Consider the following 20,991-nt stretch of genomic DNA (forward strand, 5'->3'; position numbering starts at 1 on the left):
ACCTATTTGAGATACTTCTCTGGATCCTCGTCAAACTTGACCTTGCACCCGTGGGCACAGAAGTAGTAGGTCTTATCCTTGTACTTCGACTTCCACTGGGCCGAGTCTTCGTCAACATCCATCTTACATACAGGGTCTACAGCCATTTTCTTGCTCCTCCTTTTACCTTTTATCTCTGGAGTGTACCTTCGAAGAAGTGCAGCGTTGGAGACTACAGATACTGATGACATTGCCATTGCGGCGGCGGCTATTATTGGGCTAAGCAGAATTTGAAAGAATGGGTACAGAACACCGGCAGCAATGGGAATGCCAGCACTGTTGTAAGCGAAAGCCCAGAATAGGTTCTGCCTGATCTTCGTCATGGTCCTCTTTGAGAGCTGAATCGCCGCTACAACATCCCTCAGGTCGTCCTTTATGAGGACAATGTCTCCTGTCTCGACGGCCACGTCCGTTCCGCTCCCTATCGCTATACCAATATCGGCCTGGGCAAGAGCTGGTGCATCGTTTATCCCATCCCCGACCATGGCCACGACGTGACCCTTCTCCTGGAGCTTCAGGATCTCTCCAGCCTTGTCCTGGGGATAAACCTCTGCCAACACATCATCGATGCCCACCGAGTCAGCGATTGTCCTGGCAGTCCTCCAGTTATCACCCGTGAGCATGATGACCTTGATCCCCATGCTCTTCAGCTCGTTGACGGCCTCCATTGAACCCTCTTTCACCACATCTGCCACACCAAGGACGCCTTTTGGTCTCCCAGCTTCTGAGATGATCATGACGGTTCTGCCGTTCTCTTCAAGCCTTAGAACCTCATTCTCCATCGGTCCCAGTGGGATTCCATATTCTTCCATCAACCGTCGGTTTCCCAGCAATACCTCTGAATCTCCCACCTTGGCTTTCACACCCCTCCCTGGTAGATTGGTGAAGTCGAAAGCATCGGGCACCTCGATGCCCATCTCGGCCGATTTTCGAAGAACAGCCTCTCCAAGCACATGGCCGGAACCCTTCTCCACAGCGCTGGCGAGTTCAATCAATTCTCTGTCTCTGATATCGTTTGGGATGATGTCTGTGACGACGGGCTCTCCCTTGGTGATCGTTCCAGTCTTGTCGAAGATCAAAGTGTCGATACGACCTGCCAATTCCAGAGCCTCTCCACTCTTGATCAAGATTCCATTCTCGGCACCCTTTCCGGTTCCCACCATTATAGCCGTGGGGGTCGCCAAACCCAAGGCACATGGACAGGCTATCACCAGTACTGTTATGAATATGGTGAGGGAGAAGACGAACCTGGGAGTCTCTATGAAGAAGAAGTCGTAGCCGGCCAAGTACCATACCAAGAAGGAGACAATCGCAATGAGGATGACCACCGGAACGAAGTAAGCCGCAACCCTATCAGCAACTCTCTGAATGGGAGCTTTCGTGCTCTGTGCATCCTCCACAAGCTTGATTATCTGGGCGAGGGCCGTGTCCTTTCCCACTCGGGTTGTTCGGACCTTCAGAACACCGTTCTGGTTGATCGTGGCTCCCACGACATCGTCTTCGACTCCCTTCTCCACCGGTATGCTCTCCCCAGTGATCATGCTTTCATCCACGGATGAGTGTCCTTCGATCACCTGACCGTCGGCGGGAACCTTCTCTCCAGGCCTGACCATGAAAACGTCACCGACTTCTAGGTCTTCGACTGGAACTTCCATCTCCTCACCGTCCCTGAGCACGGTGGCGGTCTTCGCCTGAAGACCTATGAGTTTCCTGATGGCCTCCGATGTGCTCCCCTTCGCCCTGGCTTCCAGGTACTTTCCCAGGAGTATCAACGATATGATGAGGGCAGAGGTGTCATAGTATACATTTGGAAAGGCCACTGCTCCGGGGAAGAACGTCACGGCCACACTATAGATGTAAGCGGCTGATGTACCGGTCGCGATCAAGGTATCCATGTTGGCGGTCTTGTTTTTGAGGGCCTTCCAAGTTCCAATGTAGAACTGATATCCAGCGACGAATTGGACAGGTGTGGCCAGCAGGAATAGGACCACATTTCCAAATTCTCCTATGAAGTGGGCATCTCCCAGAGCTGTGAACTCGAAAAGCATTGAGAAGACGAAAGTCGGAATGCTGAATACCAAGCTGAAGATCAGCATGTTCTTCTGGCGGATCATGATCCGCTTTCTTTCCATCCTCTCACTGTCAACAGTCTCAGTCTCAATGACCTCGTATCCAGCAGCTTTAATGGCTCTCTTCATCTCCGCAATGGTCACGGTTCCCGGATCATAATTGACCCGCACCTTCTCCGTTGCAAGGTTGACGACGGCTTCGTTCACCCCTTCAAGCGAGAGCAGGGCCTTTTCCACGGTCTGGGTGCAAGAAGCGCATGTCATTCCACCCACGGAGATGGTGACTTGATCCTCGGTGACGCCGTATCCTGCCTCGACTATGGATTCTTTCAGTTGTCTTGCGGAAACCAGGTCCGGGTCGTACACCACCGACGCCTTCTCTGTGGCGAGGTTGACAGAGGCATTATCCACGCCTTTGAGGTCCACTAGCGATCGCTGGACTGTGTCCACACAGGAAGCGCAGGTCATTCCGGTTATACCGAAAGAAGCCTTTTTCTTCTCTTTTTCTTTCTTTCCCTCGCTGTTCAAGGCCTCTGTCATCCTGAAAGATTCAGATTAAGACCTAATTGAAACTTTTCATGAACGTTGTCTCTTTGGTAATTATGCGTCAATCAGAAGATATTGGAGGCTAGGAATGTTAAACCTTGTAATCTGTTCGGGGAAAAAAGTTAGCATACAGTGGAAAAATCTATATTTATCGGGGTTCAATGTTCCCTCCATGAATTTGGACGGCACGGACGTCAACATTTTGAAGGTTCTTCAGACCAACGGTAGGCTGTCCTTCCGTCAGATATCTGAAAGGGTCAAGGTGAGCGTTCCAACAGTGAGTAACAAGATCTCTAATATGGAAAATCTTGGTGTAATCAAGGGTTACCAGGCGGATCTTGATACCGAAAGGTTGGGGGAAATCAGTGTCATACTGACCATTAAGGCCAAGCCGTCCGAACTTAGGCAGGTGGCTGAATATTTCAATGAGGACGAAAGAGTAAGGAAGATCTTCGTTCTCAGCAGTGGCCGACTTCTGATGGTATGTACATTCACCGAGTCACACAGAATCAACGAATTTGTCAGTCAGCTCGGTAACTTCTCCGAGATCATGGAGTATGATATAGCCAACATTGTGAGCGTGGTTAAGGAGAACCATAGAGCCTTGGTAGAGATGGGTGCATCGGTCATCCTCCAATGCGCCCAATGCAAGAAGGATATCTGGGAGGAAGCGATAAAGATCAAGATCGATGGGAAGGACCATTATCTCTGTGGTAATGAATGCGCCAAGTCATTCCAGGAGAAGCAGGAAAGAGGACGAGCCAAGGCTTGAACTCAATCCAAGAGGGCAATGGCCTCGATCTCGATAGATGCACCCAGTGGTAGCGAGGCAACTCCCACAGTAACTCTGGCCGGAGCGTTCGACACATGAAAAAATCTTGAGTAAGCCTCGTTGACATCCTTGAATCTTGAGATGTCGGTGATGTAAAGGGTGCACCGGATCACTCGCTGGATCGAAGTTCCCGCTTCCTTCAAAACGGCCTCCAGGTTTTTCAAACAGCGTTCTGTCTGTGCTTCAACGCCTGATTCAAGCCCTCCGGTGGAGGGCTCAATTCCTATCTGTCCTGAGGTGAAGACCATATTATCGACAACGATGGCTTGGGAATAGGGTCCCACTGGTTCTGGGGCATCTCGGGTATGAACGGTTCGAATATCCGATCTCATTCCATCAACCCATGAAGTTATGTTCCAGCCGGTGAAAAACATTCCGTCAAGCTTCATGGTCCACAAGTTCTTTCGATATAATCTGGAAGGAAGGCTATAGAATCAATTATGCTCTCAAGGCCTTCTTTGATCCAACCACTCTCATCGCAGGACCCAGTAAGCACGCCAACGAACTTCGTTCCCGTGGATCTTGCGCATTCTAGGTCCATGCAATGATCACCTACTAGAAGCGTCTCACTTGGATCGACACCCAGTTCCTGCACCAATCTTCTAAGGGCTAATCCATTGGGTTTGGCCTCCCACCAAGGGAAATCATCCCGACATATCATGCACTGAATGAAGGATTCCAATGATGTCTTCTTGAGAACCTTGGACGCATATCTCCTGGAACCCCTTGTAAGCACTCCGATGGCTAGCCCTTTCTCTTTGATCCAGATGAGTGTCTTTCTTGCTTCCTTCACTTCTTCAACATCAGGTAATGCTTCCATTTCGATACTGGACAGTCCTCTCTCGATCTCTTCTTCGATCTCGAGGAGAACTCTTTCCTGCCCCTTCTGTAGAAGATACATTCTGGCCGATTCCATATTGCTGGAGACTGTCATGTCATTTGATAGTAAGGTTTCCGGTACTCCAGCTTCCTTGAATTGCCTTATGATCTCCAACTTCATCCTTGGAAAATCGATTGCACTATGGACTAGAGTGCCATCCAAATCAAATATGACTGCCTTGGGACATTTAGACAAGAGTTCGCCTCCGAGAAACAAATCATCGTCGTAACCAAAGTTGGTCACTTTAAATGCATTACTTTGCGAAATCCTTTGTCCTAAGAGCCCTCATCCTGATGATTCCATCCAGGTGAGAAATGCTTTCGATGATCTTCTCACCCATCAGTTCATCCTGGCCCCATTCAAGTTTTGCTAGAAGATCACAGCCATTGAGAAGAGTATATGTCTCGACCACTCCGTTCACAAGCTTCAAGCTCTTGCAGAGCTCCAAGGTCTTGTTTGGTGCTGAGTGGATGAGCAGATAGGCAAGCGGCATCTTCAATACCCTCCCCCTAACGAAGTCAATGGACCTTTCGAATCGGGAATTAAGATATTTCCATGATTAATATAAAAGGATACGTACCCTCGATGGATCAACCATCGATGGATCTGAACCCCCGGGCGGTCTCCCTTAAACCATCCTCAATTGAGGTGGCGAGATCGAAGTCCAGCAACTTCTTGGAATCACTGGCATCCGTGGTATGGTCGATACCGTATGGCTAGACCACGAGTCAGTAGATCAGGGTTTCATTATCTTCTCGTTTCAGTGCCTGGACTACATGCTCTCCAAGAAACCCAGACACCCCCATGATAAATGCCCTCAATCATTACTCCAGAGGTCCGCTATAATTCGTCAACGATAGATTAGAAAAAGGATTATTCTATAAAATCAAAGTGGATGCACAATATTTAGATGATGGCGGGAGCCAGATAATTTCTCTATTTGATAATATTTAAAATTAACTGTAGCATGCTCAAACACCTTTTTTATATCTACATTGCGAAAACTGGAATAAAGAGACTTAAAGTGATTGCGATGAAGAAGACAACAGCCGCTGTGATTGCCACCTTCGCGCTTTTCCTTGCGGCCTCGGGACTTATTGTCTCGGGGTCCCTTGCTTTCGGTTTTCCGGGAGCAACGGATGCCACAATGGACGACACTCAGGTTATACCCGGAAACTCTCCCCATGTCATACCTGGTAATTCTCCACACGTAATACCCGGCAATTCGCCTCATTCCATTGTGGATGTGACTTCCCTAGTAATCCCTGGGAACAGCCCCCATGGATGGACTTGGACGGACTGCCTTTCATATGTGATTCCTGGCAACTCTCCTCATTAAGGAGATCCTGAAACCACTTACTTTTCTATTCATTTCTTTCTTAAAATATTCAGGGTGCTATGATCTCTAATGTTTGCACGAGATCCCTTGTCAGATTTTCATGCTTCATTTTGGTGGCTATGTCCAAAGCTTCCTCGAAGAGCATGATGGCCTCCTTCTCATCGTTGTTCTCCAGGTAAACCTGACCTATCTCATATAACCAGTAACTCAGTTTGATAGGGACACCCAGCTTCCTAAGGATGGTGAGGCTTGTCTGAAACTCGTCCTTTGCCCATTCCCAATCGTTCTTCTTTGAATAGAGGTAGCCCCGGTACAGATGCATCGTGGATACCATTATTCTGTCATCTAGCTTTGAGAAGATATCTGAAGCCCTGTCGATCAATTCCTCGCTCTCGCCAAGAACTCCCATCTCCAGGTAGGAAGCGGCTGCATTGGAAAAGGCATAACCAAGTGTAATAAGGTCCCCTACGGACTGGGCGAGGTTTATTGCTTTTTCCTGGTACTTCAGGGAGTTGTCCATGTCTCCCAATGCTCTAAGATCGTTACCTAGGCTGGTACTCACCTTGGCAATCTCATTGGCATCACCGATTTTCTCTAAAACTAACAAAGCTTCCTTCTTGAACTTGATGGCCGTTTCATAATCGAGAAGATTCTCGTAGACCCTGCCAATTCCATATAAGGCCTTTCCTTCTCCCATCTCCTCACCGATAGAATGGGCTAATTCTCTTGATCTGTTGAAAAATTCAATGGCCAGGTCATTCTCCCCGATGCGTTCATGAAGCCCACCCATATCATAGAAGATATCCACAAGGGTGTGAACGTCATCACCCTCTTCAGCCAGCCTTCGCCCCTCTTGGAGGTACGTACTAGCCTGGGCGAATTCCCCTCTTCGGAGCATTATGGACCCCACCCTCCTATTGACATCTGCAATTATCCTTCTGTCTCGTTCTGCTGAGGCCAGTTTCAGGATCTCCTGGAAGTGATGAACGGCCTCATCCCAGTCCCCCTGTATGTCCCGAATCTGCCCCCTCAGGGTCAGAAGTTCCATTCGATCATCAGGTGATACATCATGGCAGGTCTCGAGCACCTGCCCGACAAGAGGGGCGAATGGTGCTGCGTAGCCCTTGGCTATTATCATCCTGCCGTGGGCGGCAGCTATGCGTATGGCCTTCTCTTCATCCCCAGCACTCAGGCTGTGATAGAGAGCCTCAACGTAGGCAGGTACTGATGAGTCCTCAAGGTAGAAGCTGGACGCGGCTCGGTGAAGTGCGATTCGTTGCTTCGGCCTCAGTCGAGAGTAGAAGAACTCACGGACGAGGTCGTGCATTCCGATCAGCCTTCCTATCGCCTCCTGGAGCAGCGATTTGGACAGTAGCCCATCTAAGGTATCGTAATCCACCATGTAGTCCTCATAGCTCATGTCCTGAGTCCGTCTGCCACCATCCTTCTCCAGCTCTTCTTCCATGATGAAGAAGGCATCCACAAGGACGGGATAACGGAACACACTAGCTATCTCCAGGATCCTCCTTTCAGTGAGATCAAGCTTGGAGTAGACCTCATGCTCAATGAACATTCGAACGTCTTTCCCAAGGTAACTTTGCGGATCATCGATGAGCTGGAGGAAGAGCGGGTGTCCGTTGGTGGCATTGTATATGGCCTCAATGGCCTTCTCGTGTATCGATCTCCCTGAGAGCATCTTGCCCGCGCTATCCCTGTCTAGGCCATGCAGGTTCATCTCCTCTATGATTCCTGTGACCACCTCGCTTCTATTGTAGAAGGTAGGGATTTCACGACTGGCTACTATAATTCTCACTCTCTCTAGAGGGGTCAATACTGCAATGAGGGCGCTAAGGAATTCAAGGACGGGAGGCTCGGATTTCTGGATATCGTCCACGATTAAGAGGATCTCCGATTCAGCAAGATCGCTCTCGAGTATTGCACAGACCTCCCCCACCTTTGGAATCTCAGTCTGAGCGAGATATCTCTCCAATCCCTTTCTACCCAGGTGTGAGAGGAACTCTGCTAAGGGTCCCAGGAGTATCTTGAGGGTTATCCACTCGTGGACCTTATACCAGAATAGGTTGGTGGAATCCCTGATCTCCTGTGCGAATTTGGCTAGGAGGGTGGTCTTTCCGATCCCTGCGATTCCATGGACCACAAGCAGTCTCTCAGTCTCCGAATTCATGAATTCTTGGAGCCTCTTGATTTCTTGAGTCCTTCCAAAGAATGTTCTGACGGCTGGTTTGCGATCTGAATAATCGACGTACCTTCTCTCTTCCTTAATCTTTCCTTCATGGAACGCAGAACAGTTGAAGACTCCCCTTTCTACTCCTGAAGCCAGTTCTACAAGTGAGTAGCTCCTGGGAAGGTAAAGGTTAAGGCGGCCAACATCCTCCTCCCTTTCCACCCCATCGAAATCGATAATCCTGACGCGGATCGATTCGATATCCTCTTTGAGGGCCAAGCCCTCCTGAAATCCCAGGTGACTCAGGAAGTAGACATTGCGTACCCTTTGCAGACCTTTGATGTGCTTCACCTGAACCTCGATGAGGTCGTCCTTGACGAGTTCATTGAGGAATCTCGAAACATTGTTCCTACCTACCCCGACAGCTTCGGCTACCCCATCCTGAGTCACAGCCTCTGGGGATGCCGAATCCTGAAGATATCTATGGTGGCTCAGGAGATGAAGAATGATCTTCTCCTTGGATGTGAGAAGATTCTTCCTGGTCCGCCGGGTCACGCGACTTTATCATCGTTCATAGAAAAAAAGATTGCTGAATCAAAAGTAGCATGCTCAACACGGTTTTATATACCGTTAAAGCGGAATTGAGTCCTAAGACGGAGGAATTTGGAATGGTTTCAGAAGGTATCACCTCTAAGATATCCCTGCTTACCGAAAGCTACCCCAGATATGGATTTGATGCTCTTTCGATGCTCATCAATACCGGATGGGATGCACTCTGCATCACTCGTCTGCATCCGGATTATATCACCAAGAAGTTCGGACTCAACAACATAAAATGTCAATGGTTGAGTACTCGCAAAGGAAAGGATATAATCTCACCAAAGTCCATGGGACAGCTGGTCAAGGCAGTAAAGGCTTCCTTGAAGAAGAGTGATTGCACCATCATTTTCCTAGATGGACTGGAGTACCTGCTGATGTGGAATGACATGAGCAAGGTGATCTCCACTTTAAGGGAGATAGACTCGGTACTAAGAAACAAGACCGCTGAGATGCTAATATGCATAGATCCTTTGACCCTGGAACAGAGGGATCTTGACAGATTGTTCTCGGAGTTCCCCCAGCACTCTGCTACCGAGGTGGTGGAAATTCTCACTACCGAACTACCTCAGCAAATCGACGAAGCCTTGCCAGGGACCGCTGATCGAACGATCGGGGATCTACTGAGATTAGGAGAATTGCATGCAATTCCATGACCAGGTCGTTCAGTTCCTCTACGAACCTGAGAAGCTTAGAGAAGTCATTGAAGAGTGAGAGGTATTCAATACCGTCAAGCATCACCACGCCGTTTCCTCCGTCACTGAGGAACGATGCTATTTTGCTTCTCAAGCGGGAAAGTTGGTGCGCCGGGATATTGCTCTCTCCGTGTCGCTCGCTGAGCCAGACCGACTTGAAGTCCCCAGTAACCCACATTCCCTGAACGATCTCAGGATGGTATCGGGATATACACAACATTTTACGACCCGTTGAGACGAAGTCACGGGCTATCGAAAAAGCTCTATCTGATCTTGGATTGAGAATGAGATAGATTCGGCCTAGGTCGAATGCATAGACGTCATTGTTTACACTGACATTGATGGATTCAACTCTTTGACATTCGGTCCTAGCGGCCATTGTCATTTTTGTATCACCACCATCCATGTCTTTTTTGGTATCCAAGACGCTGGGCTGGCTACGATATGAATCTATTAAAGCTTTTCCAAACAATCATTTACGCATGTCTTTAAGTGGATATGCCCAAAAATATCCAGACTGAGAATCTCTCTGCATAATGATAATGTCAATCCGATGAATCTTCAAGAGAGCGTTTTCTCGCTCATTATCACCTTTGTCTCTCCCTTTCTTGAGAAGGCGAGAGCCATATAGGGGGTGTTGTGAGAATAACCAATGTTGCCGTCTTTATCGATGGCAATCACACCACCTAGGCCGTCAACTCTTCTCTCCAAGTACTCGACCGCGGCGCCTGTGGCCTCCAAAGCATTGTAACCCCTCTCAACCAGGTCACAGACTCTCCTGGCAAGGGTCACCTTCATGATGGACTCTCCCCAACCAGTGGCCGATGCTCCTGCGGTAAAATCATCGGCGTAGGTCCCGCATCCGACCAAGGGCGAGTCGCCTATCCTTCCCGGAAGCTTATTTGGCGTTCCACCAGTGGATGTCGCGGCGGCTATCCTTCCTTTGTCGTCAATGGCTACTGCCCCCACGGTTCCCATTGTCGGACCTTCTTTCTCGAATATCATTCGACTAGTGAACGTCTTGTCAAGCTGTATCTTCTTCCATCGCTCCAATTCCCTGTCCATAAGTAGTTCCCTAGTGGAGACCGTTTCCATCCCTATTCGCCTGGCGAATAGTAGTGCACCTTTGCCAACAAGCATTGAATGTCTTCCATCTTCCAAGACTTCCCTTGCCAGTGACACGGGATGACGGATACACTGTACACTCCCAACCGCCCCCATTCTGAGATCAGTACCGTCCATGATCATGGCGTCCATCTCCACCTCACCGTTGGCGTTCAGGAAGGAACCGTGACCAGCATCGAAAGCGGGATAGTCCTCAAGCAGGCATGCCGTTCTCTCCACAGTGTCCAGGGCGGACATACCTTGCGAAAGGAGTTCTGTGCCTAGCTTGACCGCCCTCCGGCATCCATCTAGATGAGATCGATGTTTCTCCCTAGGGATATTCCATGCGCCACCGTGAACGATGATCGAGGGATCCATGTGTTGACCTAATAGTCATATATCGATAAATAAGGAAAGGAGTTTGGAAAAGGAGTTTGATCTCTAGCTGTTGCCGTTCAACTTGCCGTTCAGGTACTTATCGTACCCTGTAAGGTCAAGTAGGCCGTGTCCAGAAAGGTTGAAGACGATTACTTTCTCCTCGTTGTTCTTCTTGGCTTCAATGGCCTTGTCGATGGCTGCCTTGATAGCGTGATTGGTCTCTGGAGCAGGGATGATCCCCTCAGTCCTAGCGAACAGTACACCTGCATCGAAGGTTTCCATCTGGTCATAGGTTACTGGATTCACTACTCCCGTTTTTGTCAACAGACTTACCGTAGGAGCCATTCCGTGATATCTCAGGCCCCCGGCATGGATCGAGGGTGGAACGAAATTATGACCCAGAGTGTACATCATGAGCAGAGGCGTATAGCCTGCCGTATCACCATAATCGTATTCGAACCTGCCAGCGGATAATGAGGGTACAGACACGGGCTCCACCGCGATGATCTCAGTGTCCACCTCTCCCTTTAGCTTCTTTCCTATCATAGGGAACGTGAAGCCTGCGAAGTTGCTTCCTCCACCAGTGCAGCCTATCATGTAATCCGGTGTGATATCCAATAGCTCCAGCTGTTTGATGACCTCCTCACCGATGACCGTCTGATGCAGCATCACGTGATTGAGAACGCTTCCCAGGGAATAGTTGGTCTTGTCATCCTTGACGGCCATCTCTACCGCTTCGCTGATGGCCATCCCCAACGAACCAGGGGTGTTTGGATCCTTTTCTAGTATCTTTCTTCCAGCCTCGGTTCTGGTGCTTGGGGAAGGATAGACCGTCGCTCCGTAGGTCTCCATCACGTTTCGCCGGTAGGGTTTCTGATCAAAGGAGATCCGGACCATGTAGACCTCGCATTTCAGGTCGAACAAGTTGCAGGCCAAGGATAGGGCGGAACCCCATTGTCCAGCTCCGGTCTCGGTAGTCAAACGCTCTATCCCCTCCTTCATGTTGTAGTAAGCCTGAGGCACTGCTGTGTTGGTCTTGTGACTTCCAGTAGGGCTTAGATCCTCGCGCTTGAAGTATATCTTAGCAGGGGTATTGAGTGCCTTCTCCAGATTGTATGCTCTCTGAAGAGGGCTAGGTCGATTGAGAAGAATGTACTTCTCTCTCACCTCCTCTGGAATGTCGATGTATCTCTCCGTGGACATCTCCTGCTCAAGGAGTGCTTTTGGGAATATCACGGCCAGTTCCTCGGGTTTCATGGGTTCGTTTGTCTGGCCGTTCAATGGGGGCGCCAATGGCTCAGGAAGATCTGGAAGGATGTTATACCATCGCCTGGGTATGTCCTCGATTCCCAGTACGACTCTCTTATCGTCAACAAGTGGTGTCATGCTGGGGGAAAAGCCTCTGAAATATATAACACTTATGAACTTTAATGTATAATAATATGCAATGATTATTCAGAGAATATGGCCGCACGATCTGCAGGTGAAACCTCCCTCCTCGCCTTTGATGGGACTACCGCATATTGGACATAATGCATGCTCCTCCACGGTAAGCACCTGTCCTGGCTTGGAACCTTCACGATAAACGGTGATGCCTTTACATCTCAAGTTGTGAGCGAGGTGGAATATCTCCGATATCTCGTCCTCGGTGACAGACGATGGAAGATTTATGGTCTTGGACACCGCATTGTCGACCACCTCTTGAAAGGCTGCTTGTATCCTCACTTGTGCCTCCGGAGATATGTCCTGAGCAGTAACGAATAGTTCCCTAATGTCTTCAGGTATCTCCCTCATTCCTTGGATGGAGTGCCTCTTGGACACCTTTCTAATTAGTTCTTCAGAGAATATTCCCCTCTCTTTGCAGAACTCCATGAATAATGGGTTCACCTCCCTGAGATGCTCTCCCTCTAGAACATGCTTGGTGTAGGAAATGGCATACAGTGGTTCGATTCCGCTGGAGCATCCACCGATCATGCTTATCGTCCCCGTTGGTGCTATGCTTAGCAGGGTAAGGTTTCTCTGGGGGGCAGAAACCTTAGACATGTGTATATTGGGAAAGCTCCCCTTTTCCTCGGCGATGGATGCACTCTCCTTCTGGGCAGAGCTTGCGATATTGCCAATCACCCTCTTAGCCATCTCCTGCGATTCTCTTGATCCGTAGACCAAACCCATCCTTATCAGGCAATCTGCGAATCCCATAACCCCCAACCCGATCTTCCTGTTCCCCTTCACCACCTCCTCAGTTTGGATCAAGGGAAACCTGCTTGCGTCTATCGCCCCGTCCAGGAATCTCACCCCGGTTCTGGTGATCTCGTCAAGTCTCTCCCAGTCCATTTCCCCTTGTTCCGTCATTCGGTTGAGGTTTATGGAACCCAAAACGCATGCTTCGAAAGGGAGCAGAGGTACTTCCCCGCATGGGTTCGTCGCCTTGATATGGCCCAAGAGAGGTGCGGGATTCCGCCTGTTCACCTCGTCGATAAAGATCAGACCTGGATCTCCAGTTCTCCAGGCGGATTCGGAAATCTCTTCAAGCACATCCGCTGCATTCTTGGTCCCAGTGATCTCGTCGGTCCTAGGGTTCACCAGTTCGTACTCATCTTCTTTAATGGCTTTTTCCATGAACTCGTCAGTGACCGCCACAGAGATATTGAAATTTGAGAGGGACTTGATATCATCCTTTGCCCGAATGAACTCGGATATATCCGGGTGGTCAACCCTAAGTATCCCCATGGAGGCACCCCTCCTTCTTCCACCCTGTTTGATGGCCTCAGTCGCCGCATCAAAGACCTTCATGAAGGAGACTGGACCAGATGCGATTCCTCCTGTGGATCGAACCGTGTCTCCAGATGGTCTCAGGTCTGAGAAAGAGAAACCAGTTCCCCCTCCGCTTTGGTGGATGATCGCAGACCACTTGACTGCGTCATAAATGCTCTCGATGGAATCCCCCACCGGGAGCACGAAGCAGGCACTGAGCTGCTGGAGTTCCGTTCCAGCGTTCATCAACGTAGGGGAATTGGGGATGAACTCGAGGCTTCTCATGGCCTTGAAGAATCGATCTTCGACACTCTCCACAACCGAAGTTCTTTCTATGGTCCCGTCGCAGGTGGCTATGTTTCGAGCGACTCTCCTGAACAGTTCATCTGGTGTCTCTGCCAGTATTCCCTCTCTATCCCTGAGAAGGTACCTGTTCTCCAATATCTTCCTGGAGTTATTGGATAGTGGAGGGAATTTCATGAATCCTATCTAGGCATCGAACAACTCATAATTCTATCCCTTTGAAAAGATATCAAGGCATTTATTAAGAGACTTGAATTCAATGGACCTCTGATGCCGCCGGCATTGGAGGCCGATAGATGGTGATCAAGAAATGGAGCAGTGAAGGGCTGGGAATCGAGATAGAAGTAGACTATGAAAAGTGCGTTGGCATCGGTGAGTGCGTGGATTCCTGCCCCACAGATGTTTACAAGCTTGAGAATGGTAAAGCAGTAGTGCTGGATATCGATGAGTGCGTGGAGTGTTGCGCCTGCGTGGACGCGTGCCCAGAAGGAGCGATAAAGCATAACAGCTGCTAGTCTGGAAACCGTGAAGATTCTCACTTAGAACATCGGCGCTGGCCATTACTGGGAGCATAGGGTATAAGTATACTGCTCCCGATTATTCTCCTCAGCGGAGGCGGAAGAATGAGGTATGGGGTGAGCACGCATCTGGCACCAGAGAAGGTAATCGAGAAGGCGGTCGAATACTTTGAGAAACTGGGTCTGGAGGTCACCCAGCGAGACGGAGCTTCTGTGTGCATGGAAGGCGGTGGAGGGCATGTCACCCTTTCTGTCTGTGGGGAGGATCAGACTGATGTGGACATCCTCACCGAGGAATGGGACCAGAAGGTCAAGGAGTTCATCCAGAGGATTGGCGATTGATAATCCAAGGATTGTACTGCTTCTCAATCCGCTTGAATATCCTATGGGTAATTCCGTGATAGAGACGATCTTCTCATTTCGGGGGCAGCGGGCTTGATTGATCGGACATTCATGGGGTACCCTAGAGAGAATGGATCAGTAGGGATAAGGAATCACATAGGGGTGATTTCTGCAGTCGCATGCGGAAATGAGGTTGCCAGATGGGCATCTCGGGATTTGAATGGAGTTAAGGTATTCACCCATGGTCAGGGCTGTGCCCAGACGCTTCCAGATCTTGAGAGGGTTTCACAGACACTGATTTCCCTTGGAGGACACCCCAACCTCGCTGGAGTGGTGGTAGTGGGACTTGGATGCGAGAGCGTCGATGCTGATAGCATCGCTGACGCCATCTCATCTTCTTCAGGGAAGTGGGTCGAGACCTTCATTACCCAGGATTTGGGGGGCGCAGAGAAGGCGCGTGAGGCGATCAGATCCAAACTTGAGGAAATGAAATCGACTCTACTCCCTGGCAAGCGGGAAGAGGCGGATATCTCCTCCTTACTTCTCGGAATTAAGTGCGGCGGTTCTGACACCACCTCGGGTATCGCGTCCAACCCAGCTCTCGGAAGGGCGGTAGACCTCTTTCTGGACATGGGAGGAAGCGTTGCCTTCGGAGAGACAACTGAACTCATTGGCGCGGAGAATTGGATCGTTTCTAGAGGGAGAAGTGATGCGGTCAAGGAGCAACTCTTGAACACCATCTTGGAAATGGAGCAGAGAGCCAAGCGCATGGGGGTGGACATGAGGGGGGGCCAGCCCACAGGAGGGAACATCGAAGGAGGTTTGTCCACTATCGAAGAGAAATCTCTCGGCGCGGCCATAAAGACCGGTACTCATCCCATAGACGGCGTGGTAGATTATGGCAGCAAGATCGAAGCAAGCGGCCTTTACATGATAGATTCTCCTGGCAGGGAACCCGAGTTCCTCACCGGGATAGCAGCATCTGGCGCCCATATGATGGCTTTTACGACGGGCAAGGGAGCACCTCATGACTTTCCTTTCATGCCCGTTGTAAAGATCACCGGAAACCCCCGAACCGCCAGTGGTCTACGTTCACACATCGACGTTGACGTAAGCACGATTCTAAAAGGCTCGATGACCGTTCAATCAGCTGGAGAAATGATACTGGATGAGATGATGAAAGTGGCCTCTGGTAAGGTGACAAAAGCTGAAGGCATGGGTTATGATGAATCTATGAACATATACACGACTGGACCGGTGATTTGATCAGGTGGCCCTGAACTCGCTGGCGAAGCCTTCTCCCTTTATGATGACCAAAGGCACATATTTTATCAGCTGTCTTCCCAAGTCGACCATCTCGGCCTCGGAAGGGCCCGGTTCCTCGATTCCCTTGAAACTCATTTCATTTTGGGGGTTGCTTAGAAATTGCAGTAGCCAAGCCTCCGTGGCCACACCTTCAATCTTCTGACCGATCCTGTCCATTTTTTCCTCATCAAGGAATCCCGGTATCACTCGAATCCAGATTCGGGTGTTCCTTCCCCTCAATATATCGAAGGTACGAGCCAGATTTTCCACATATCTCTTGCTCTTATCTGGTGATAGACCAGTCATCTCCGAATTGCACTCAAGATCGTCAAGTGGACATTTAACTTCCACCACGAATTGGTAGACGAGGTCAACAGCTTCCTCGATCACATCGGGGTAGAATCCAGTGGTCTTAAGGATCGTCTTTTTTTTCATCTTCTTTATCCTCTGGAGCAGCTCAATCAGTTCCTCCTTTTGAAGGGCGGGTTCTGCCCCTCCAAGGTAAACCATGCCGATCTCTGGGTCTGCCAGGAACTCAAGAACCTCCATCAGCTCGTACTCCCGCTTCTCCTGTCGAATGTGGGTGCAATACTCGCATCTCAGGGGGCAGCCAAAGAAATCGATTCTTGCCTGACTTCCACCCTTTTCCATCCCAATAAGACGCATCAATATCAACTGAAAAATGGTGTATGAAGAATAATTAGTTTACGCATCATGGAAGCCTGGTCCACCTTCCTGATATTTCCATGTGATCCATCCTGTTGCGGATCTCACTGGATGTCAGGATTCCTCGATCCGTGATCATTCCAGTGAACATGTCCAATGGGGTCTGTTCGAAGACCTGTTCTCTCATTGAGAGGTTTCTTCCCACGGTCATCTGGGTCTCCACCGGATCTAGCATTGCAACGGGAGATACCTTCATCCAATCGCATAATCCATATGCTGAAACACCAAAGTGATTTGCCGCAGCCACCATAGAAAAGGTTCCCACCTTGTTCACCAATCCTGCGGGCGTGATTGCGTCCGCGCCAACGATTGAGCAGTCCATCTCTTCCATGAGCGAGAAAATCATCGAGTCCTGTATTATCTCCACACTTACTCCCCGGTCTGAAAGCGCCTTTGCCATCTGCCTTCCCTCTCCCATAGGGAGTGATACGGGGACGGTGACCTCAATCTCACCTCTCCCATATAAGGAACTTAGACATGCAAGCACCGTGCTTGAGTACGATATGGTCATTATTCTCCCCCCGCTCAGGATGTCGTTTAACAACCCTGTTATCCTCGCAGTGGAGCTGTCCATGTCATTATGAATGGTCAGGAGTTTATCATGAATATCGGTATCCCAATCTTCCAGTTCCAGCGAAAGAAGGATAGTATTTGCCAGGTTGAACATTGGCGCCATGGATCTCTTAGCCAGATGCAGTTGCAGGGAGAACTCCTCCATGTCCTGCTTGGTAACTGGCTTGGGAGCCTGCAATATCTTATTAAGTGCATCCAATACCCTTCGGAAGATATCTGCGGCACCGGAACCCTGGTCATTCCGTACCTCATCAACGATCATTTGAAGGATAGGATCCATGGCCCTGAGTAAGACTGCTAAGGATATTACTTCTTCGCTCCAGGTCTCCGATAGGTCTTATGTACAGCTAGATACTACCTCGTCGGAAAGGGTCTCGAGCTTCTTGAGTTTCAATGAGAAGTGACTCTTTGGATCGAGACTTATGATGATATTGCCCCCGCTGTCCTCAAGTGCCTCGTCTGTTCGCCTCAGGACATCAAGAACCGGTCTCCAACCATTCCACTTCTCCAGCACATCCAATCCGTTCAGGACTACGATACCGTCTTTGTTCTCGATGAAGAATTGCTTTATCTCCCTTTCAAAAATCTCCAAGTTCATTGGCGGGATACAACTGTCCTCAGTTCTTGTAGACAACCATCTGGTCTTCAATCGACTCATATCGAAGTCAAGCTGAGATCTAAGTAATTCCGGAGCGTTCTTGCTGATGTAAAGCGCTTTTCTCCCATCAGTGAGTTCCTTTCGGACTACTTGGTGAGTCCGTAATGGAACCCTTTCCTCAAAGAGATAAAACCTGCCTTTTGATACTTTCATTAAACCCCCCAGTTTACTCAATTGGAAAAAAGCGCAGTAAAGTATTAACCAATTGCCCGTTGATTAATTATCAATTAAGTCAATACTCCGTGGAAGAAGCGGGTATTTTTAACACAGTATGAAACAAATCCATACTGGCTCTAATATCGGGAATCGATGATGGTCTCTATCGTTTTCGTCACTTGATTGCTAGGCAGCCAGAGACTTTCGGTTCTTCTTGTGGCTCTGATACCAGTTAAAAATGAAATACAAGCAATATGTGATTCCAGTTAACCCCTGAAGTACCGTTTAACACCGGGACGGGTCAGGTAGAAAATCAGCAGGACTGCGATCAGTATGCTTATGATAGTGCTGCTCAGGTTGGAGATGTCCCAGTACAGCAACAGGTTGATCACGCTGGAGATGATTGACAGTACTCCCAATATGATTCCAAGAGTCCAAGCCCAGGGTCTTCCCTTGAAGAAACCGTATGAAAGCAGAAAGCTAACAATTGCTAGAATGAGGAACAACACTCCCAACGAGGTGAATATGATTCCAGCATTATCCGCTATAAACTCAGGAACCCGACCGATCCCCTGCCATTCCTCCAGGGGAAGCACAGCCACCAAAAAGGAACCAGCAGCCATAAGCAGATATATTAGTCCCATGAGAAAGGCCAGAATGGCCAGTATGGTGACACCAATAGGTCTTGCTCTCATTTCGATCTCCCCTCCAGCGCGTGCAATGCCAATAAACGCTAAAAAAACCTATTAAGAAAATACCATGATTGAAAATATGCTGATTGCCAGGTGAGGGTAGTAGGCCCCCTTCTGTTTCAGGCAGCATTCAACTTAGCACCCTACCCGCCGGTCCCGAGTGGTCACCCCGGCTGTTTGGGCTTGCTCCGGTGGGGAGTCGCCGTTTCACCAGATCCCCGGACAACGTCACCGACAAACGGATCATACTAGACCGGGGCTGTGTCGTTTCTGCGCCCTTGCCTGGGCTCTCGCCCAACCACTTCTGTGGTCCACCTTCTCTCGGAGGGGGGACCTTCCTCAGCTGGGTTTAAAAAACCCTACCGTCAGCTGCCCTCCCTCTCCTGGCAAATGAGCCTCAGGTGGCATGAGCTATTTAAATATATGTTTATTCAAGTTGAAGGATCAATCCGATGTGAGCTCCCCTTCCTCCAACAATCTGATTCCCTTGGAGAGGAGTTGTCTGATCGCCCCTTCTACCCGGTCAACTCGGAGAATCAGGACAGCGACTTTCCGGCCTGAGAATGCGTATGAATAATCGATGTTGATGTTCTCGTCTCCGAGTATCGATGCGACTTCGAAAAGGCCTCCAGGCTCATCTCTCATCTGAACAGCGATGACTTCCGTGAACGACACAGTGAATCCCATATCCGCCAGTTTGCTATGCGCCCTATCGGGGTCATCTACCAGCGCCCTGATCACTCCGAACCCGTCAGCCTCTGCGATGCTGAATGCCAGTATATTGATTCCCTCTTCCTCAAGCGCCTTTGAAATCCTTGCCAGCCTCCCTGGCTTGTTCTCTAAGAAGACAGATAGCTGCTTGATCATATGTTTCCTGACCATCAGAGTCCCCTCCTGTCGACAACCCTCTTCGCTTTCCCTTCGAATCTGGGAAGTGAACCTGGGTCCGCTAGCTCCACACCCACGCTGATGTTCAGGGCACTTCGTAGGCGGTGGGCGACCATCCGCTTGATCTCCATGAGATCGTTGATCTTATCGCTGAAAGCCTCCTTGCTAAGCTCTACTCTCACCAATAGCTCGTCTAGAGCTCCTTTTCTGTCAACCACGATCTGGAATTGGCTTCCCAGCTGTGGAATGGATAGCAAGGTGTGTTCGATTTGAGACGGGAATACATTGATGCCCCTTATGATCAGCATATCGTCTACCCTGCCCTCTATTCGACCGATCCGGGGGTGAGTCCTGCCGCATCCGCATTCCTCTTCCCTGAGGTGGGTCACGTCTCCCACCCGGTACCTAACGATGGGTAAGGCTTCCTTTCTGAGCATGGTAATAGTCAGTTCTCCCCTCTCTCCAGGGGCGACCTGCTCCCCGGTTTCTGGATCTATTATCTCGACAAATGTCATGTCAGCCCAGACGTGAATTCCATTCTGCTCCTCGCATTCGGTGAACAAAGGACCAGAAAGCTCGCTCGTACCATAGATATCGTATGCTTTGATCCCCAGCCATTCCTCGAGGCGGAGACGCATTTCGTCAGACCAGGGCTCTGCACCAAGTATTGCTACACCGAGTTGAGTGTCTTCCTTGATGTTGATGCCCATCTTCTCAGCGGCCTCACCTATGTGGATGAGATATGAAGGAGTACAGGCGATTGCGGTGACTTCCATGTCCTGCATGAGCTCGATCTGACGCTCTGTGTTCCCCACTGATGTGGGCAGAACGGCTGCACCTATCCTTTCGGCACCGTAGTGCAGGCCCAAGCCTCCGGTGAAAAGGCCATAACCATATGAAACCTGGATCACGTCTCCCCTTCCCAAGCCACAAGAGGTAAGTCCCCTTGCCAAGGATAATGTCCAGTAATCAAGATCTTGCTGGGTATACCCAACCACTGTCGGTTTCCCGGTGGTGCCTGATGATGCATGATATCTCACGACTTCGTCCCTTGGCGACACAAATAACTTGTCAGGGTAGTTGTCCCTCAGATCACTCTTGACCATAAATGGAAGCTTGTTGATATCTTCCAGGGCTCGGATATCGTCAGGATGAACATCCGCTTCCCTCATCCTCTTTCGATAAAATTCTGAGAAGCTGTACAGCCTGTACACGAGCGTCTTTAACGATTTGTATTGCATCTCCTTGAGTTCCTTCAAAGGCATCATTTCTATCCTTGGGTCCCAGCTCCTCATGTCGCACACCTCTAGGGGAAGACATATTTCCTATCCGTTATCTTTCTCAATCAATCCATTATGTGCGTAAATCGTACAGATTATCATGAAATATGTAGTTCACGCTCGCTAGATCAT

The 20,991-nt window shown here is 49.5% G+C and carries 21 protein-coding genes and 1 other RNA gene; 6 read left to right on the top strand and 16 right to left on the bottom strand.

Annotation, left to right across the window (positions count from 1 at the left end):
* Positions 1 to 2: 2 nt before the first annotated feature.
* On the bottom strand, positions 3 to 2,648 hold the full coding sequence (locus tag GKC03_07430) for a heavy metal translocating P-type ATPase (protein NYT12361.1): 2,646 nt from the start codon (positions 2,646 to 2,648) through the stop codon (positions 3 to 5).
* A 178-nt stretch (positions 2,649 to 2,826) separates the two neighbouring features.
* On the opposite strand from GKC03_07430, the gene GKC03_07435 reads away from it, so the two are divergent.
* The gene (locus GKC03_07435; protein NYT12362.1) at positions 2,827 to 3,426 is read left to right on the top strand and encodes a winged helix-turn-helix transcriptional regulator; all 600 of its coding nucleotides are present in this window, start codon (positions 2,827 to 2,829) and stop codon (positions 3,424 to 3,426) included.
* Between the two features lie 2 nt (positions 3,427 to 3,428).
* On the opposite strand, the gene GKC03_07440 is transcribed toward GKC03_07435, so the two are convergent.
* From GKC03_07440 to GKC03_07450, 3 genes are all read right to left on the bottom strand, one after another.
* On the bottom strand, positions 3,429 to 3,806 hold the full coding sequence (locus GKC03_07440; GenBank protein ID NYT12363.1) for a RidA family protein: 378 nt from the start codon (positions 3,804 to 3,806) through the stop codon (positions 3,429 to 3,431).
* Positions 3,807 to 3,871: 65 nt separating this feature from the next.
* On the bottom strand, positions 3,872 to 4,561 hold the full coding sequence (locus GKC03_07445) for an HAD family hydrolase (GenBank protein NYT12364.1): 690 nt from the start codon (positions 4,559 to 4,561) through the stop codon (positions 3,872 to 3,874).
* A gap of 58 nt (positions 4,562 to 4,619) precedes the next feature.
* Positions 4,620 to 4,865: a hypothetical protein gene (locus GKC03_07450; protein NYT12365.1), complete on the bottom strand. Its 246-nt coding sequence runs from the start codon at positions 4,863 to 4,865 to the stop codon at positions 4,620 to 4,622.
* Positions 4,866 to 5,399: 534 nt separating this feature from the next.
* On the opposite strand from GKC03_07450, the gene GKC03_07455 reads away from it, so the two are divergent.
* A complete protein-coding gene (locus GKC03_07455; GenBank protein ID NYT12366.1) occupies positions 5,400 to 5,705 on the top strand; it encodes a hypothetical protein in 306 nt (101 codons plus the stop codon).
* 49 nt (positions 5,706 to 5,754) lie between these two features.
* Here GKC03_07455 and GKC03_07460 read toward each other — a convergent pair whose 3' ends face one another.
* Positions 5,755 to 8,445 carry an AAA family ATPase gene (locus GKC03_07460; protein NYT12367.1) on the bottom strand — a complete coding sequence of 897 codons (2,691 nt, stop codon included), beginning with the start codon at positions 8,443 to 8,445 and terminating at the stop codon, positions 5,755 to 5,757.
* A 113-nt stretch (positions 8,446 to 8,558) separates the two neighbouring features.
* Between GKC03_07460 and GKC03_07465 the strand changes: the two genes are divergently transcribed.
* Positions 8,559 to 9,143 carry a DUF835 domain-containing protein gene (locus tag GKC03_07465; protein NYT12368.1) on the top strand — a complete coding sequence of 195 codons (585 nt, stop codon included), beginning with the start codon at positions 8,559 to 8,561 and terminating at the stop codon, positions 9,141 to 9,143.
* Here GKC03_07465 and GKC03_07470 read toward each other — a convergent pair.
* The 4 genes from GKC03_07470 to GKC03_07485 form a co-directional block, all read right to left on the bottom strand.
* On the bottom strand, positions 9,043 to 9,606 hold the full coding sequence (locus GKC03_07470; GenBank protein ID NYT12369.1) for a DUF835 domain-containing protein: 564 nt from the start codon (positions 9,604 to 9,606) through the stop codon (positions 9,043 to 9,045). The genes GKC03_07465 and GKC03_07470 overlap by 101 nt on opposite strands.
* A gap of 137 nt (positions 9,607 to 9,743) precedes the next feature.
* Positions 9,744 to 10,664, bottom strand: a complete 921-nt coding sequence (locus GKC03_07475; protein ID NYT12370.1) for a peptidase T — start codon at positions 10,662 to 10,664, stop codon at positions 9,744 to 9,746.
* A gap of 63 nt (positions 10,665 to 10,727) precedes the next feature.
* Positions 10,728 to 12,050: a TrpB-like pyridoxal phosphate-dependent enzyme gene (locus GKC03_07480; GenBank protein ID NYT12371.1), complete on the bottom strand. Its 1,323-nt coding sequence runs from the start codon at positions 12,048 to 12,050 to the stop codon at positions 10,728 to 10,730.
* A gap of 69 nt (positions 12,051 to 12,119) precedes the next feature.
* Entirely contained in the window at positions 12,120 to 13,898 is a 1,779-nt protein-coding gene (locus GKC03_07485) for an adenosylcobalamin-dependent ribonucleoside-diphosphate reductase (GenBank protein ID NYT12372.1), read from the bottom strand.
* A gap of 149 nt (positions 13,899 to 14,047) precedes the next feature.
* Between GKC03_07485 and GKC03_07490 the strand changes: the two genes are divergently transcribed.
* The 3 genes from GKC03_07490 (at position 14,048) to GKC03_07500 (ending at position 15,847) form a co-directional block, all read left to right on the top strand.
* Positions 14,048 to 14,236, top strand: a complete 189-nt coding sequence (locus GKC03_07490; protein ID NYT12373.1) for a 4Fe-4S dicluster domain-containing protein — start codon at positions 14,048 to 14,050, stop codon at positions 14,234 to 14,236.
* Positions 14,237 to 14,344: 108 nt separating this feature from the next.
* Positions 14,345 to 14,581 (top strand): hypothetical protein, encoded by a 237-nt coding sequence (locus GKC03_07495; protein ID NYT12374.1) that lies wholly within the window; start codon positions 14,345 to 14,347, stop codon positions 14,579 to 14,581.
* 111 nt (positions 14,582 to 14,692) lie between these two features.
* Positions 14,693 to 15,847, top strand: a complete 1,155-nt coding sequence (locus GKC03_07500; protein NYT12375.1) for a UxaA family hydrolase — start codon at positions 14,693 to 14,695, stop codon at positions 15,845 to 15,847.
* Here GKC03_07500 and GKC03_07505 read toward each other — a convergent pair whose 3' ends face one another.
* From GKC03_07505 to GKC03_07535, 7 genes are all read right to left on the bottom strand, one after another.
* Positions 15,848 to 16,552 carry a radical SAM protein gene (locus GKC03_07505; GenBank protein NYT12376.1) on the bottom strand — a complete coding sequence of 235 codons (705 nt, stop codon included), beginning with the start codon at positions 16,550 to 16,552 and terminating at the stop codon, positions 15,848 to 15,850.
* A gap of 46 nt (positions 16,553 to 16,598) precedes the next feature.
* Complete coding sequence (locus tag GKC03_07510; protein NYT12377.1) at positions 16,599 to 17,465, bottom strand: hypothetical protein; 867 nt, start codon at positions 17,463 to 17,465, stop codon at positions 16,599 to 16,601.
* 57 nt (positions 17,466 to 17,522) lie between these two features.
* The gene (locus tag GKC03_07515; GenBank protein NYT12378.1) at positions 17,523 to 17,996 is read right to left on the bottom strand and encodes a DUF835 domain-containing protein; all 474 of its coding nucleotides are present in this window, start codon (positions 17,994 to 17,996) and stop codon (positions 17,523 to 17,525) included.
* Between the two features lie 269 nt (positions 17,997 to 18,265).
* On the bottom strand, positions 18,266 to 18,694 hold the full coding sequence (locus GKC03_07520; protein ID NYT12379.1) for a hypothetical protein: 429 nt from the start codon (positions 18,692 to 18,694) through the stop codon (positions 18,266 to 18,268).
* 88 nt (positions 18,695 to 18,782) lie between these two features.
* Positions 18,783 to 19,076: RNase P RNA component (rnpB, locus tag GKC03_07525), an RNA gene on the bottom strand.
* 59 nt (positions 19,077 to 19,135) lie between these two features.
* Positions 19,136 to 19,573: an ACT domain-containing protein gene (locus GKC03_07530; protein NYT12380.1), complete on the bottom strand. Its 438-nt coding sequence runs from the start codon at positions 19,571 to 19,573 to the stop codon at positions 19,136 to 19,138.
* The gene (locus GKC03_07535; GenBank protein NYT12381.1) at positions 19,573 to 20,874 is read right to left on the bottom strand and encodes a phenylacetate--CoA ligase; all 1,302 of its coding nucleotides are present in this window, start codon (positions 20,872 to 20,874) and stop codon (positions 19,573 to 19,575) included. Before GKC03_07535 ends, GKC03_07530 begins: the two co-directional genes overlap by 1 nt.
* Positions 20,875 to 20,991 lie beyond the last annotated feature (117 nt).

The organism is Methanomassiliicoccales archaeon, from assembly GCA_013415695.1.
Classification (GTDB): domain Archaea; phylum Thermoplasmatota; class Thermoplasmata; order Methanomassiliicoccales; family JAAEEP01; genus JAAEEP01.

Coding starts and splice junctions, on each gene's coding strand:
- GKC03_07485 (NYT12372.1), bottom strand. CDS start 13,898: ATGAAATTCCCTCCACTATCCAATAACTCCAGGAAGATATTGGAGAAC.
- GKC03_07435 (NYT12362.1), top strand. CDS start 2,827: ATGAATTTGGACGGCACGGACGTCAACATTTTGAAGGTTCTTCAGACC.
- GKC03_07465 (NYT12368.1), top strand. CDS start 8,559: ATGGTTTCAGAAGGTATCACCTCTAAGATATCCCTGCTTACCGAAAGC.
- GKC03_07505 (NYT12376.1), bottom strand. CDS start 16,552: ATGCGTCTTATTGGGATGGAAAAGGGTGGAAGTCAGGCAAGAATCGAT.
- GKC03_07475 (NYT12370.1), bottom strand. CDS start 10,664: ATGGATCCCTCGATCATCGTTCACGGTGGCGCATGGAATATCCCTAGG.
- GKC03_07455 (NYT12366.1), top strand. CDS start 5,400: ATGAAGAAGACAACAGCCGCTGTGATTGCCACCTTCGCGCTTTTCCTT.
- GKC03_07520 (NYT12379.1), bottom strand. CDS start 18,694: ATGAGAGCAAGACCTATTGGTGTCACCATACTGGCCATTCTGGCCTTT.
- GKC03_07500 (NYT12375.1), top strand. CDS start 14,693: ATGGGGTACCCTAGAGAGAATGGATCAGTAGGGATAAGGAATCACATA.
- GKC03_07510 (NYT12377.1), bottom strand. CDS start 17,465: ATGGATCCTATCCTTCAAATGATCGTTGATGAGGTACGGAATGACCAG.
- GKC03_07515 (NYT12378.1), bottom strand. CDS start 17,996: ATGAAAGTATCAAAAGGCAGGTTTTATCTCTTTGAGGAAAGGGTTCCA.
- GKC03_07430 (NYT12361.1), bottom strand. CDS start 2,648: ATGACAGAGGCCTTGAACAGCGAGGGAAAGAAAGAAAAAGAGAAGAAA.
- GKC03_07480 (NYT12371.1), bottom strand. CDS start 12,050: ATGACACCACTTGTTGACGATAAGAGAGTCGTACTGGGAATCGAGGAC.
- GKC03_07495 (NYT12374.1), top strand. CDS start 14,345: ATGAGGTATGGGGTGAGCACGCATCTGGCACCAGAGAAGGTAATCGAG.
- GKC03_07530 (NYT12380.1), bottom strand. CDS start 19,573: ATGGTCAGGAAACATATGATCAAGCAGCTATCTGTCTTCTTAGAGAAC.
- GKC03_07535 (NYT12381.1), bottom strand. CDS start 20,874: ATGAGGAGCTGGGACCCAAGGATAGAAATGATGCCTTTGAAGGAACTC.